We start from the raw sequence: 14351 nt of genomic DNA on the forward strand, positions 1-14351 counted from the left end.
GGGTCGTCTGTGAATACTCCAGTTCTTGTTTCTTCTGTTGTTTGGTTGTTTCCTCCTCCGCCTCCACCACAGCTTGCCAGAATAAAGACAGTTGTTGCAAGTCCTAAAAGGGTTCTTATTTTTTCTTTCATTCTCTTTCCCTCCTGTTGTTTTTAGATTTCTAATATTGGATTTTAGATTAATCAATTTTAGAAAGACAGTCAAGAGAGAGAGGACAATTTTTACAGTTCGGTCTCTTTCTGCATTTTGTTTTTGAATGTTCAACGATGAGGGCGTGGAGCTCCCTGTAAACTTCAAGGTTTTCTTCAACCGGTGGAATTTCGCTCTCTACAAGGCTTTTAACGGCTTCATAACTTAATTTTTCGGTTTCAGTTATCCCTAACCTGTAAAAGAGCCTTTTTGTGTAGGCGTCTACTACAAACGAGGGTTTATCAAGGGCATAGAGGAGTATGCTGTCTGCCGTCTCCTTTCCAATTCCCTTTACTTTAAGGAGCTCCTTTCTTAACTCTTCCTTTTCTCTCTTCTTCAGTTCCTCAATTCCGCCGTTTTCCAGTATAAATCTGCTCAAATTTTTCAGGTATCCAGCCTTTTGACGGAAAAAGCCGGCAGGTTTTATGAGCTCCTGAAGTTTCCCATTGGGGCACGATAAAACAGCCTCTGGAGTTAATAGGTTTTCCCGTTTCAGGTTCTCTACAGCCTTTTCTACGTTTTTCCAGTTCGTGTTCTGCGTTAAAACGGCTCCAACGCACACTTCAAAGGGGGTATCTGCCGGCCACCAGTTCTGTTTTCCGTAAGTTTTCAGTAGAACTTTATAAATCTCCGTTATACTTTTCATACTTCAGAAATCTATTTCGGAGTTTGAAGAATGATAGATCTTCACACGCACACGTTTTTTAGCGACGGGGAGCTCCTTCCCAGCGAGCTTGTAAGAAGGGCAGAGGCCATAGGCTACAGGGCAATTGCCATAACAGACCACGCAGACTTCTCAAACTACAAATTTCTGTTAGAGAGGCTATACGAAACCTTAGAGGTTCTCAACGAGAATACCTCGGTTGTTGTCATTCCCGGCGTTGAGATTACGCACGTTCCACCTGCGAAAATTCCAGAACTGATAGAAAGGTGCAGGGAAGCTGGAGCTAAAATCGTTGTGGTCCACGGAGAGACTGTTGTTGAGCCTGTTGCTCCGGGAACAAACAGGGCCGCAATTGAGGGGAGGGCTGACATCCTTGCCCATCCAGGCCTCATTACTCGGGAAGAGGTTGAGCTTGCGAGGGAGAACGGCGTTTACCTTGAGATTACGACCCGCAGAGGCCACAGCATAACGAACGGTCACGTTGTGAAACTTGCTACAGAGGTGGGAGCTCCCCTGGTCATAAATACAGACTCCCACTCACCAGGAGACCTTGTTACAAGGAGCTTTGCAATAACAGTTGGCGTTGGTGCCGGCCTTACAGTCCAGCAGGTTGAGGAGTGCTTTGGAAACAGCGAGGAATTAGTTAAGAGGTTGACTGGGAGAGAGCTCCGTTAGAAATTTAACTTCCTGGAGGCGGACGGGGGCTGGTGTCCCCCCCGGACTTCAAATCCGGTGGCCCCGCTAAGAGCGGGGTGGTGGGTTCGATTCCCATCCGCCTCCGCCACTAAACGAGGAGTTTCTCAGGAATTTCAGATATATGCTTTATTCCTTTAGCAACTTCAAATCCGTTCTTCTCTGCCTCTTTCTGGCGGAGCTCCTCTAACCTTACCTTTCTTACTTCCCCCGTTAAACCTATTTCCCCAAACAGCGCAACTTCCGGTTTTACAGGTCTGTCAAAATAGCTTGAGATAATTGCTGCGGCTACCGGCAGGTCTACGGCAGGCTCATCAACCTTTACTCCGCCAACAACGTTTACAAAAACGTCAAAATTCCTTAAGGGAATGCCAAGCTCTTTTTCAACGGTTGCAACAATAATGGAGAGCCTGTTGGCGTTAATCCCCTTTGCCTTTCTCTGTGGAGTTGTGAAAACAGCCCTTGTTACAAGTGCCTGAACCTCTAAAAGGATTGGCCTGCTACCTTCTATTCCTGCAAAAACAACGGAGCCTGCCTTCTCCTTCGGCCTCTCCTCTAAGAAAAACTGAGAAGGGTTTGGAACCTCTTTCAGTCCGGTTTCCGTCATCTCAAAAACGGCTAATTCTCCTGTTGAACCGAACCGGTTTTTAATACTCCTAAATATTCTGAAGTTGTATCCCCTATCTCCCTCAAACTGGAAAACGGCATCAACTATGTGTTCCAGAACCTTTGGCCCTGCAATTGTTCCTTCCTTTGTAACGTGCCCCACTATGAAGCTGGTTATCCCTTTTCTTTTTGAGAGGTTTGTTATGAAAGCTGCACACTCTCTAACCTGAGAGACTGAACCTGCTGCAGACTCTATGTAGGGAAGGTAGAGGGTCTGAATGGAGTCGTAAATGGTTAAAACGGGGTTTACCTTTTCAACCTGTTTGGATATCTCTTCTAAGTTGTTCTCTGAGTAGATAAAAAGGTTTTCTTTTTCAGCCTTTAACCGCTTTGCCCTCAGTGCTATCTGTTCCGGAGATTCCTCCGCCGTTACGTAGAGGACCTTTCCCCTATCTGCAAAAAGGCTTGCAACCTGAAGGAGAAAGGTTGATTTCCCGATTCCGGGCTCTCCGGAAATCAGTGAAACTGAGCCTTTTACTACTCCACCGCCTAAAACTCTGTCAAACTCTAGTATCCCAGTTTTCTCTCTCTGCTCTTGGGAGCTCCCAACTTCCGTTATGGGGACAGGGGAAGATGTTGATGGGCTTACCCACGAAGAACGGTGTTTGGGCTCTGTCCTTCCAACTTCCTCAACCAAACTGCTCCACTCTCCACACTCGGGGCACTTTCCTACCCATTTGGGAGTTCTGTATCCACACTTCTGGCAGACGTAAACAGTCTTTTTCTTTGCCAAGTTTCACCTAAAATTCAGTTCACAAAAGAACTTTTGCTACGTGATATGTGATAAAGGCCAGAATCCAGGCCATTGTTAAATCTATTGCAATTACTCCTAAAGTGAACTTCCAGCTGTTACTCTCCTGCCTTATTGCAGCCATCGTTGCAGCGCACGGCGTGTAAAGAAGCGTAAATACCAAAAACGCCAGAGCACTTTCCGGAGTAAAAACACTTCTGAGAACTTCAACAAGCCCCGACTCTCCCGTCCCGTAAAGGGTTCCAAGGGTTCCGATAACGACCTCTTTCGCCAGAGCTCCCAGTATCAGTCCAACAACCGGTTTCCAGTCGTAGATCCCTATGGGATGAAATAGAGGAGTTAGAGCTTTTCCTACATGGCCTATTAAACTGTTTTCACCGGCATATTTCGCACCGGGAGGGAGCGAAGCAAGTGCCCAGACGAGAACTGAAACGGCGAATATTATCGTTCCAGCCCTGTAGAGGAAGTCCTTTACCTCAATCCAGGTTTCGTTGAAGACAACGTTCCAGGAGGGGAGTTTGTAAGAGGGGAGCTCTATAAAGAACTCATCCTCTTCCTGCCTGTAAACAAACCTTGACATAAAAAAAGCAAGGAGAAGGGCAAGAACTATTCCAAGCAGGTATAGTCCCATTATTACCGTTGCCTGGTGTTCTTTAAAAAAGGCGGCAACAAATACTGTATAAACCGTTAGCCTTGCACTACACGACATCCAGGGAATTGCGGCCATTGTGACGAGCTTCTGAAAAGGAGACCTCATTGCCCTTGTTGCGTAAACGGCTGGAACGTTACATCCAAATCCTAAAATCATTGGTATAACGGAAGCACCACTAAGGCCAAAAACTTTAACAAAGTTGTCCCAAAGTGCTGCAGCCCTTGCCATGTAGCCTGAGTCTTCAAGGATTGACATCAGAAAGAAGAGGATTCCAAGTATTGGAAGAAAGACAACAACAGCGCCAACTCCACCTAAAATTCCGTCGTTTATGAGTGAGAGCAGGGGCTCTGGTAGAAAGCTTAGATACGTCTTAACAAGTTCCGGTAGCCAGTTGCTGAAAATTCTGTCTATCAGCTCTGTGAAGGGCTGGCTGAATGCGAAAGTCAGTTTAAAAACCAACCACATTATGAAGAAGAAGATGGGAATTCCCGTTATGGGGTTTGTTATTACGCGATCAATCTTATCGCTCAGTGTTTCAGATTCGGCCGGCGAGGAGCTCCCTACAACCTCTTTAGCAATCTTAGAGGCCAGTAAAAACCTTTCTTTTGAAACAAAAGTTGGAAGATCCAGGCCAAACCGCTCTTTTACTTCTTTCTCTATTTGTTCTATTTCTTCTAAAATAGTTTTACTATCCTTTAGATATTTTTCAGCAATTTTTAAGATTTCTGGATCTTTCTCAAGGAGTTTTATCGCAAACCACCGTAAATTGTAGGGGAAGTTTGAATCAACCTGATTTTCTATTTTAAGTTTTAGTAGATCTATAGCTTCTTCTAAAAATTCAGAATATACGGGAGTAAAACCTTCAGGTTTTATATCTCCCGTTGCCATCTGCAAAAAAATTTCTGAGAGGTCGTTAAAACCTTCTCTTTTAGCAGCGGAAACACTAACGACTGGAAGTTTCAGTATTTTTGAAAGCTTCTTTTTGTCTATTGAAAATTTCAGTTTCTCAAGTTCATCAATTTTGTTTAGAGCAATTACAGGTTTAATTCCCATATCCAACAGTTCAAGGGTCAGGTAGAGGTTCCTTCCAAGGAGGGTTGCATCAATAACGTTTGCAACAACGTCGTAGTCGCTGCTCAGTAGGAAATTCCTTGTAACCCTCTCTTCAAGGGAGTAGGAAGTGAGACTGTATATACCGGGAAGGTCTATGAGTTCAATATCAAAACCCCGAAAGTGGTATCTGCCAGTCTTCTTCTGGACGGTTACTCCTGGCCAGTTCCCAACCATCTCATTTGTTCCGGCCAGGGCGTTCATAATGGCTGTCTTTCCAACGTTCGGATTACCTACGAGAGCTACCCGTATCTCCCTCTTCATACCTCTTTCACCTCAATCTTTGCTGCCATTCCCTTTCCAAGGGCGATTCTGCTTCCCGCTACCTCAACAATAAGGGGTCCGGGTGGGGACTTGACGACTTTGATGGGAGCTCCCGGGTAAAGTCCAATAGCAGATAGTCTGTTTCTGACTCCCATCCCACCTTCTATATCAACAACCTGAACCGTTTTCCCTTCAGGAACATCTATGAGTTTCATACTCCATCCTCCTGTAAGTTAGATAGTATTAACTTTATTTGTAATTGTCAACTTCAAAATCCTGTTAAAGATTCAATTGAAGCAGAGATATAAAATTTTGGCTAAAAAACGGGAATGGGGTTGAAAGTCATGAACCTGGTGATAGTTTCTGTTGTTATTTTCATCTTAATTTCACTGTACCTTGTATGGCCTATTATTCGCCAGAAAGATAGGTTCATATTCAGTGAAGATGAGCTGAAAAGGAGTTTGCAGGAGATTTATAAGAATGTTAAAGGAGAAGTTTTTGTCCATGCAGGGGAGGCCAATGTTAAAACTTATTCTCAATTGAAACCTGTAATTGAGAGTTTTCTCAACAAGAATCCACAGAATAGAGTTATTTTCGTTATAGGACCAATTATTTCTATTAAACCAGAAATATACAAGCGGTTACAGAAGAATAAATTTAGTGATTTAAAAGTGGAAGAATTGCACCCTCTTTTTGATTTACTCTTTAAATATCCGGATAAAGTTAATATTTATTATAAAAAAGATGACAGTTTCAAAGATATAAACCACTTTGCTATAGGTGGTAATTACCTGTATATGGAGGCTTTTCATAAGCCACTTCAGGAGAGGAAAGCCATACTTGTAGAGAGCCCTGTGTCAAGTCTGCGGAAAAAATATGATAAATTTAAAAAATTACTCTTAAATAGTAAAAGCAAAATAATTAGATTAAGTCCTGATAAAGAAAAGTTAAAAAAACTAATAGAAAGTGGACAAATAAAGTTCAGTGACTTCCGGGCTGCTTAGCTTACGGAGGGAAAATGACAGATGCTGCTGTCCTGACAATGATTTCTACTCTAATTTTGATGGTTTTAACACTGTCAAGTGTTATTTTATTTCAGATACCTCTTTTAGATTCCTCTTTTCTTGTTTACGAGAAATTTCATATTGGTAAAATTGTTGTTGTAATACATAAATTGGTTAGTAGTTGGAGTATAGTGATAGGTATCCTGTGGCTTTTTTATTTCTGTTTTTTTGACAGTTCCACTTTTTCAAAATGTAGCAAGGGTTAAGTTTTTATTTATTCATTAAGCTTAGAATTAGTTGCTGTTTTACTTATACTCTCCGGGTTTATTGGCTTTGCGATTCTCCGTTTATTACCTCCAGAAGTAATCGCCATAAATAGAACTAAAAAGGAAGTCGGGTTATAATCCTCCCAAAATGTATAGGGAGGTTTGATATGGACGTAAAGAAAATACCACCAGGAAAAAAACCACCGGAAGATATCTACGCAGTTATTGAGATTCCTCAGGGTTCCAACGTTAAGTATGAGGTTGATAAGGAAAGCGGAGCTGTTTTTGTAGACCGTTTCCTCTTCACTCCCATGTTCTACCCTGCAAACTACGGTTTCGTTCCAAACACGCTTGCAGACGACGGAGACCCGATAGACGTTCTGGTCATCTCAAGGCAGCCTGTTGTTCCCGGAAGCGTTATAAGATGCAGACCAATAGGCGTTCTTGTAATGGAAGATGAAAACGGTAAAGATGAGAAAATAATTGCTGTTCCAGTTAATAAGTTAGACCTCACATTTAAGAACGTTAAAGAGATTACAGATCTTCCAGAAGCCACACTCAACGAAATTAAACACTTCTTTGAGCACTACAAAGACCTTGAACCCGGAAAATGGGTAAAAGTTAAAGAGTTTAAGGGAAGCGAAGTTGCCAAAGAGATGATAATGAAGGCCGTTGAGAACTTCTCAAAATAACGACTCTGCCCCCAACTTGGGGGCTTATATAAAATCATTCTGTTTTTTGCCGATAAGTTAACTGTGAATCACTATTCAAAGAGGATGACTTGAAGTTTCTAAACAGACTTTCCCTGGGAAAACAGGTAGCTCTTGCTGGAGTTTTGGGGATTCTCTTTCTTGCTGTTGTTTTGGGATATTTCTCTTATCAGAGTTCAAAGAACAACCTTCTTAAAGTCGCTTCTCAGAAGCTTGAGGTAATAACAGAGTCAAAAAAACAGCACATAAACGACTACTTTGACTATATGGGAGGACTCTTACTATCAGAAGCCCAGAATTCAGCAACTCTAAGTGCATTAAAAGAACTGACCAGAGGTTTCTATCTGCTTCAAGAAGAAATCCCTGTTGATTTAAACCAGGTTAAAAAAGAGCTCATAAGAGAGTACGAACAGAACTACCTCAGCAGAATTGATACATCAATACCGGGAACGGAGCCAATTAAACCCGTTGAATACTACCTGCCTAAAAACCCTAACGGGCTGATTGCTCAGTATATCTTCATAGTGAAAAACCCATACAAAATCGGAAAGAAGAATCTCCTCTCAGAAAACAAAGAGTTTGACTGCACGTATATGAGAGCTCACGCGAAATACCACAAAGACTTTAACTCTTTACTTAAAAACTTCGGCTTATATGACGTTTTTCTGATTGATAAAAACGGAACTGTGGTATATACGGCTTTTAAAGAAAAGGACTTTGCTACAAATTTGATATCGGGACCTTATAAAAATTCCGGACTTGCCAAAGCATTTAAAGAAGCTCTTAGTTCTGGAATCAGCAAGGTTTTCTTCTCCGATTTTTCGCCATACGAGCCGAGCTACAACCAGCCAGCAGCTTTTATAACCACCCCAATTTTTGACAGAAGCGGAAAAGTTGCTGGAGTTCTGGCCTTCCAGCTTCCAATTAACAAAATAGATAGTATTGTGAACTTTAACTACAGGTTTAAAGATGTTGGACTTGGAGAGACAGGAGAAGTCCTGCTTGTAGGTTCTGATTGCAAACTTAAAAATAATATTAGATTTTTAGATAAAATTGATAACCCGATTGTTAGAAGGGCAGGAACTACGATAGGAATTCTTGAACTAAAGGACAAAGCAGCTCAGCTTGCCTTCAGCGGTAGGAAGGGAATTGTTGAAACCGTAGATGTTCTTGGGAAGAAGGCTCTGGCAGCTTTTGCTCCTATTGACGTTTACGGAAAACGATGGGCTATCATCTCCGAGATTGAAGAGAGTGAGATACTGTCTGACCTGCTTTCTTTCAGGAAAAACAGAGCTCTCTTAATGTCTCTGGCCTCTCTCTTAATCTTAGTTGTGCTATTCCTCCTGTTCGTTAAGGTAAACATCATAAGACCTCTAAACCACTTCCTTGAGATGACTAAGGAACTTTCAGAGGGAAGTGGGGACTTAACCAAAAGGTTACAGGTTGAGCCAGATAAGAATGACGAGATAAATTTGGCTTCCAAGTATTTCAATATCTTCCTTGATAAAATCAGGGAAATTGTCAAGAAAGCCCGCAACTCCGCAGAGAACAACCTGGAGACTGCTGAGGAGCTTCGCAAGAACTCAGAACTCCTCAAGGAGAAAATCCTTAAAGAGATGGAAGATATAGCAAGATCTTCAGAGCTTGCCGCCAACATTTCAGTTCCCATTAAGGAGTTTGAGAAGCTCCTATCAAAATCTCAGAAAGACATTGAGAAAGCGCTGGAAGACCTTGATAACGCAAAACGCATTATCAATAAACTTCAACAGATAGTTGAAAATACAAGTGAAGAGAATGCAAAATCTGTAAGAGAACTCCAGGAACTTAACAAAAAGGCAAAAGACATAGAGAACATAATCAGGATAATAGAAAACATAGCAGAAAAGACGAACCTTCTTGCTTTAAATGCTGCCATTGAAGCGGCAAGAGCAGGGGAATCTGGTAAAGGATTTGCCGTTGTTGCCGATGAAATCAGGAAGTTAGCAGCTCAAATTCAGAAAAACACCGAGTCTATTGGTCAGATTCTCACGAACATTATGGATGCTGTCTCTGAAGTTACAAACAGTATAAGCAAGAGAAGTCAGGAAAATAACAGATACTTGCAGGATATTTCCTCAAAAGTTATGGATGAGATGGAGAGAGTGTCTGAAGCTATGGATGAGACGGCCGAAGTCCAAAGGACGATATTTAATACTTCATCTCAGATAATCTCAGACCTTGAAGAGCTTACAACTCTCATTCAGGAGATGGATGTCCACTCCAAAGAAAACGTAAAAGTAATTGAGGAAACCTTAGACAAAATAAGAACTATCTACAAAGAGGCTAAAGAGCTCCACGAGATTCTAAACCAGTTCAAAGTTTAATCTGTGGTGCCCGGGGCGGGAATCGAACCCGCACGGCCTTGCGGCCAAGGGATTTTGAGTCCCTCGCGTCTGCCAGTTCCGCCACCCGGGCTTAAGTGTTGAGAGGTACGTCCTCAAACTCCCCTGAAATTTGATTCTATAATATAGGCAAAATGTCTGGGAGAGTGAAGATGAACGTTAGGGTAGGTTTTATCGGCGGCGGAAATATGGCTGAAGCCTTTATAGATGCCCTTGTCGGTGGGGAGTTTTTACTTCCATCTCAGATAACTGTTTCAGACGTTAATGAGGAAAGGCTGAAACTCCTTTCAGAAAAGTTCGGCGTGAAAACAAGTTTAAAGAACTTAGACGTTGTTGCAAACAGCGACGTTATCTTCCTTGCAGTTAAGCCTCAGGTTCTCTCTGCCGTCTTAAAGGAGATTTCAGAGGCAGTTTCTCCTGCTCAGATTCTTGTCTCAATGGCTGCTGGCTACCCTATCAGGAAAATTGAAGAGTTTTTGGGAGACGATAGGAAGATTGTTCGGATTATGCCAAACATTCTGGTAAAGGTGAGAAAAGGAGTGATTGCCTACTGCGATAATTTCAGGCTTTTAGACGAGGAGAAGAAGCTGGTCAAGGAACTTCTCTCTCCCTGCGGTAAAGTGGTTAACGTTGAAGAGAAGCTCTTTGACGCCGTGACGGCGGTTTCAGGGAGCTCCCCGGCCTTCCTCTTCATTGTAATTGAGGCCATGTGCGACGGAGCTGTAAGGACTGGGCTTCCAAGGGATGTTGCAAAAGAGCTCATTGTTGAAACCCTTATAGGCTCTGCCGAAATGGCCAGGAGTGAACACCCGGAAGTTCTAAAAGATGCCGTTACATCACCTGCCGGAACAACAATTGAGGGCGTTGCCAAGTTAGAGGAAAAAGGAGTGAGGAGCTCCTTTATAGAGGCTGTAAAGAGTGCCTTTGAGAGATCAAAGGAAATTACTAAAATGATTGAAGAGCTCTGATGTTTACCCTTCCTGAAAAGCGGTTCTACAGGGTACTCCAGAAGCCAAAGGGATTCAAGGCCTTTAACGTTGTTGCAGGGGAAAGCGACCTCTGGATAGCCGTTTTAGAGAGTGAATACAGAAGAGGTGTTGAAGAGGAAATCCTTTCTACTCTCATATCTGTTCGGGAGCAGATAAAGGCCTTTGGAGAGAAAAATCCTGAATTTTTTAAATCTCTAACCCCCGTTAATCTCCCAACCTTTGTTCCTGAAATTGTAAGAGTTATGGGGGAAGCCTCTAAAAAGGTTGGAGTTGGCCCAATGGCAGGGGTTGCCGGGGCTGTTAACCTCTTTATCGGCAGAAAACTTACAGAGCTTGGATTTTCACAGTTCATCATAGAAAACGGCGGTGACCTCTACATAAGGGTTGAAAGGCCGGTTGTTGTCTCTCTCTTCTCTAAAAATCCGAAACTTTCGGGGAAGTTGGGGGTGGAGCTCCCCCCAGGAGAGTGGGGCGTTTCAACCTCTTCAAGTAAAATTGGCCACTCACTTAGCCTTGGAAGAACCGAGCTGGCAACGGTTATTGGTAAAGACCCGGTAGTTACAGACTGCAGCGCCACATACCTTGGAAACAGCAAAACGGTAATTGAGGCGAAGAAAAGAGCAGAAGAGCTGCTGAAAATAAACACAGGTGCCGTTGCCCTCATAGAGGGAAAGTTTGTAATGGCCGGAGAGGTTAAACTCGTCCGCTTGACTCAATAGTAGCTCCAAAGTATAACTTAATTGCAATATTTGAATCGTAAGAGAGGAGCGTTATGAGGATAAAGCTTGCGGCACTTGTTCTTCTCCTTGCAGGAACGACAAACGCCTTTGGAATAACATTAGACGAAGCTGTGAAAACCGCCCTTGAGAAGAACAACCTTTTAAGGGCAAAGAGGGAAGAGGTAAAGGAGAAGTTCTATGACTACAGGATGGCAAAAGCCCGCCTACTGCCAAGGGTTGACCTCTTTTCCGAATACAACAAAACAACAGACCCACCGTACGCCATAATGAACAGGATGGAAGTAAAAAAGCTTGACATGATGGGAACAAACTTCAACGACCCGGGGAAGTCGCAGCTCTTTAAAACCGGTCTGAAAGTAACCGTTCCTATCTGGTTGGGCGGAAAGCTTAGAACTGCCGTTGATTTAACGAAAAAAGAGGTAAAAGCCGCAAAAGAGCAGCTCAAAAAGGATGAGAACGCGGTTATCTATAACGTTGTAAGGGCCTACTACTCGGTTTTAACTGCAAAAGCTTTTGTTGAGACCGCTCAGCTTGCCGTAAGGGATGCAGAAAAACACCTGAAAGATGCAGAAACGGTTTACAAGGCAGGAATCGGCTTAAAGTCAGACGTTTTAAGGGCAAAGGTTTACTTAGAGCAGATGGAAGAGAACCTTGTAAAGGCAAAGAGCAACTACAGTGTTGCCCTTAGAGCTCTGGCCGTTGCTATGGGAGAGTTCCCTAAAGGGGAGATTTCTGTAGAGGGAGACCTTACCTATAAACCTTTTAACTTTAACCTTGATGAGCTTATAGAGACGGCCATAAAGAACAGGCCTGAACTGAAAGAGCTAAAGGTGAGGCTCTCTCAAACGAAAGATATGGAAAAACTGGCAAAAGCAGACTTCCTTCCGCAGGTTGGAGCCTTTGGAGAGGTTTTTTCCGCAGACGATACGGCTCCCTGGAACAAAGAGAATTCCAGCTGGGCTGTTGGAGTCAGGGCTTCAATCAACCTCTTCAGCGGCGGTGAGAAACTCTACAGGCTGAGAAAGAGCAGAATTGCACGGCTGAAGGTTAAAGAATACGAGGAGAGGGCTAAAAAGGGAATAGCCTTTGAGGTTTCTAAGGCTTACTACAACTTTATCTCTGCCAAAAAGAGGGTTGACCTTGCAAGGGCTGCAATAGCCTCGGCTCAGGAATCCTTGAGGATAGTTGAGAAGAGATACAAGAACGGGCTTGCCACAATAACGGAGCTCCTTGATACTCAAACAGCCCTCAACCAGGCACGGAGCAACTACGTGGCAGCCCTTTCAGCCTACAGGCAGGCCATTGCACAGGTCTACTACGCCGCCGGAATTCTCCCCGAGCGCTACCACGACCTTGTTGAGTAGATTTTCTACTTGGCATAGATTGTTATGCTGGAAAGCGTTTCGGGAGAAGTAAGCTATGGGAGAAATTATCATAAAGGTTCCGGGAGACATTAAAGAAGTTATAGAGGTTTCCGACTACTCGGTTGTTAAAGAGATACTGAAGCTGAAAGATCGTACTCCAAGAAAAGAATGGAAAGAGAAATTTAAAAAAGGAAAAGAAAAACTGTTAATAGAGGACGTTTTTGCAGATGAGGATCTGAGCTGGTGGGAGTGGTGAAGGTTGAGCAGTATTCTGTCTGGCTTGTAAATTTAGACCCTACCGTTGGTTCAGAGATAAGAAAAACCAGACCGGCTCTCGTAATCTCCCCAGATGAGATGAACGAGGTTTTGAAAACGGTTATAGTAGCTCCGATGACAACTAAAATTAGAGGTTGGCCGACGAGGGTAAAAATAAATTTCCATGGGAAAGAAGGAGAAATAGCTTTAGACCAGATAAGGACAATAGATAAAAGAAGACTTGTTAAGTTCTTAGGAAAGATTGACCCGTCTAAAGTTTTAGAGGTAAAAGCCGTTTTAAAAGAGATGCTCGTTGATTAATACCTCAAATAACAAAATAACAGATTAAAGCGATTACTACTGCAAAAGTTATGTTTAGCATAAACCCCACTTTCAACATATTTTCCTGCTTTATCTCTCCGGTTCCGTAGACTATTGCGTTTGGTGGAGTTGCAACGGGAAGCATAAAGGCGCAGGAAGCGGCGATTCCTGCAGGGATTGCAAGCTCTTCAGCCGGAAGGCCTAAACCTTTTGCTGCCGATATGAGAATAGGAACGAATATAGCAGCCGTTGCCGTGTTGCTCATTAACTCCGTCATGAAAATCATAAAGAGAGTAACAGACAGGACCAGGAAGAATGGAGAAAAGCCGCTGACGGTTTCTACAAAAATGTGGGCTATGAATTTGCTGGCCCCTGTTACTTTCAGAAAGTGGGAGAGGGTAATTCCACCGCCAAAGAGAATTAACGTTCCCCAGTCTGTTCCCTCTTCTATCTCTTTCCAGTTTACAAGGTTAAAAACAAAGAGTAGAACTACGGCCAAAACGGCGACGGCTGCGTCAAAGTATTTGTGGACTCCTAAAAGGTGAGAGATGGGTTTGCTGAAGAGCCAGCCCAAAACCGTTATAAGAAATACAGTAAGGACGAGAGTTCTCTCCCTGCTTATCTCTAACTTTACCTCTTCAAAGGCAAGTCCCCCTTCAGTCTTTGGCCTGAGGTAGAGATAGAGAATGAGGAAAAGGAGGGGAAGCAGAATCAGAACCGTTGGAAGGCCAAACTTGAGCCAGTCTGTAAATCCAATTCCAAGGTCTGCCGCTGTTATTCCGTTTGGCGGACTTCCAACAAGTGTTCCTATACCTCCAACACTTGCAGAGTAGGCAACTCCTAACAGGATAAAGTGTTTCAATCTCCAATCTTTTCCTTTAACAGCTCCTATTACTCCGAGGGCTAATGGAAGCATCATTGCCGTTGTTGAGGTGTTGCTTATCCACATTGAAACGAATGCCGTTGCTGTAAAGAGGAGAAAGGCCGATAAAAGGAAGGAGCCTTTTGAGAAGGAAACGATTTTGTAGGCTATGAGCCTGTCTAACGAGTATTTGGTAAGGGCAGTTGCAAGGGCAAAGCCGCCAAAGAAGAGGAAGATGATCGGGTGGGCAAAAGAGGAAAACGAGCCTTTAACTGAATCTACTCCTAAAAAAACTCCAAGAAGTGGAACTGAAAGGGCTGTAACCGGCAGAGGCAGTATCTCAAATATCCAGAAAACGGCAGCAAAGAGGAGGATAAAGAGTCCTTTTTTAACCTGAGGCTCAACTCCTGAAAGAAGAAGAACTGCAGAGAGCAGGAAAAAGAGAATAAGGCCGGCTATTTTCTTCATAA

At 43.2% G+C, this 14351-nt stretch carries 14 protein-coding genes and 2 tRNA genes; 10 read left to right on the top strand and 6 right to left on the bottom strand.

Annotated features, from left to right (window positions below; translation table 11 throughout):
* Window positions 1-178: 178 nt before the first annotated feature.
* Window positions 179-835 (bottom strand): endonuclease, encoded by a 657-nt coding sequence (locus F8H35_RS07325; protein WP_472572895.1) that lies wholly within the window; start codon window positions 833-835, stop codon window positions 179-181.
* Window positions 836-865: 30 nt separating this feature from the next.
* Between F8H35_RS07325 and F8H35_RS07330 the strand changes: the two genes are divergently transcribed.
* Both F8H35_RS07330 and F8H35_RS07335 read left to right on the top strand, forming a co-directional pair.
* Complete coding sequence (locus F8H35_RS07330) at window positions 866-1528, top strand: histidinol phosphate phosphatase domain-containing protein (RefSeq protein ID WP_472572896.1); 663 nt, start codon at window positions 866-868, stop codon at window positions 1526-1528.
* 14 nt (window positions 1529-1542) lie between these two features.
* A tRNA-Sec gene (locus F8H35_RS07335) sits at window positions 1543-1637 on the top strand.
* On the opposite strand, the gene radA is transcribed toward F8H35_RS07335, so the two are convergent.
* The 3 genes from radA to F8H35_RS07350 are packed head-to-tail and all read right to left on the bottom strand — an operon-like array spanning window position 1638 to window position 5204.
* Window positions 1638-2945: a DNA repair protein RadA gene (gene radA, locus F8H35_RS07340; protein ID WP_472572897.1), complete on the bottom strand. Its 1308-nt coding sequence runs from the start codon at window positions 2943-2945 to the stop codon at window positions 1638-1640.
* Between the two features lie 19 nt (window positions 2946-2964).
* Entirely contained in the window at window positions 2965-4989 is a 2025-nt protein-coding gene (gene feoB / locus F8H35_RS07345) for a ferrous iron transport protein B (RefSeq protein ID WP_472572898.1), read from the bottom strand.
* A complete protein-coding gene (locus tag F8H35_RS07350) occupies window positions 4986-5204 on the bottom strand; it encodes a FeoA family protein (protein WP_472572899.1) in 219 nt (72 codons plus the stop codon). The genes feoB and F8H35_RS07350 overlap by 4 nt, the downstream gene beginning before the upstream one ends.
* A 114-nt stretch (window positions 5205-5318) precedes the next feature.
* On the opposite strand from F8H35_RS07350, the gene F8H35_RS07355 reads away from it, so the two are divergent.
* The 3 genes from F8H35_RS07355 (at window position 5319) to F8H35_RS07365 (ending at window position 9332) form a co-directional block, all read left to right on the top strand.
* Window positions 5319-5993, top strand: coding sequence for a hypothetical protein (locus F8H35_RS07355; RefSeq protein WP_472572900.1), 675 nt, complete (start codon window positions 5319-5321; stop codon window positions 5991-5993).
* Window positions 5994-6426: 433 nt separating this feature from the next.
* Window positions 6427-6951, top strand: coding sequence for an inorganic diphosphatase (ppa, locus tag F8H35_RS07360; RefSeq protein WP_472572901.1), 525 nt, complete (start codon window positions 6427-6429; stop codon window positions 6949-6951).
* An 89-nt stretch (window positions 6952-7040) separates the two neighbouring features.
* The gene (locus F8H35_RS07365) at window positions 7041-9332 is read left to right on the top strand and encodes a methyl-accepting chemotaxis protein (RefSeq protein WP_472572902.1); all 2292 of its coding nucleotides are present in this window, start codon (window positions 7041-7043) and stop codon (window positions 9330-9332) included.
* A 4-nt stretch (window positions 9333-9336) separates the two neighbouring features.
* Here F8H35_RS07365 and F8H35_RS07370 read toward each other — a convergent pair.
* Window positions 9337-9423, bottom strand: a tRNA-Leu gene (locus F8H35_RS07370).
* 79 nt (window positions 9424-9502) lie between these two features.
* Between F8H35_RS07370 and proC the strand changes: the two genes are divergently transcribed.
* The 5 genes from proC to F8H35_RS07395 are packed head-to-tail and all read left to right on the top strand — an operon-like array spanning window position 9503 to window position 13019.
* Window positions 9503-10318, top strand: a complete 816-nt coding sequence (proC, locus tag F8H35_RS07375; RefSeq protein ID WP_472572903.1) for a pyrroline-5-carboxylate reductase — start codon at window positions 9503-9505, stop codon at window positions 10316-10318.
* Complete coding sequence (locus F8H35_RS07380; RefSeq protein WP_472572904.1) at window positions 10318-11058, top strand: UPF0280 family protein; 741 nt, start codon at window positions 10318-10320, stop codon at window positions 11056-11058. The genes proC and F8H35_RS07380 overlap by 1 nt, the downstream gene beginning before the upstream one ends.
* A 53-nt stretch (window positions 11059-11111) precedes the next feature.
* The gene (locus tag F8H35_RS07385; protein ID WP_472572905.1) at window positions 11112-12443 is read left to right on the top strand and encodes a TolC family protein; all 1332 of its coding nucleotides are present in this window, start codon (window positions 11112-11114) and stop codon (window positions 12441-12443) included.
* 55 nt (window positions 12444-12498) lie between these two features.
* Window positions 12499-12699, top strand: a complete 201-nt coding sequence (locus F8H35_RS07390; protein ID WP_472572906.1) for a hypothetical protein — start codon at window positions 12499-12501, stop codon at window positions 12697-12699.
* Window positions 12696-13019, top strand: coding sequence for a type II toxin-antitoxin system PemK/MazF family toxin (locus F8H35_RS07395; RefSeq protein ID WP_472572933.1), 324 nt, complete (start codon window positions 12696-12698; stop codon window positions 13017-13019). The genes F8H35_RS07390 and F8H35_RS07395 overlap by 4 nt, the downstream gene beginning before the upstream one ends.
* 4 nt (window positions 13020-13023) lie before the next feature.
* Here F8H35_RS07395 and F8H35_RS07400 read toward each other — a convergent pair whose 3' ends face one another.
* Window positions 13024-14349: a DASS family sodium-coupled anion symporter gene (locus F8H35_RS07400; RefSeq protein WP_472572907.1), complete on the bottom strand. Its 1326-nt coding sequence runs from the start codon at window positions 14347-14349 to the stop codon at window positions 13024-13026.
* Between the last annotated feature and the right edge of the window lie 2 nt (window positions 14350-14351).

This window comes from Thermovibrio sp., from assembly GCA_015488335.1.
Lineage (GTDB): Bacteria > Aquificota > Aquificia > Desulfurobacteriales > Desulfurobacteriaceae > Balnearium.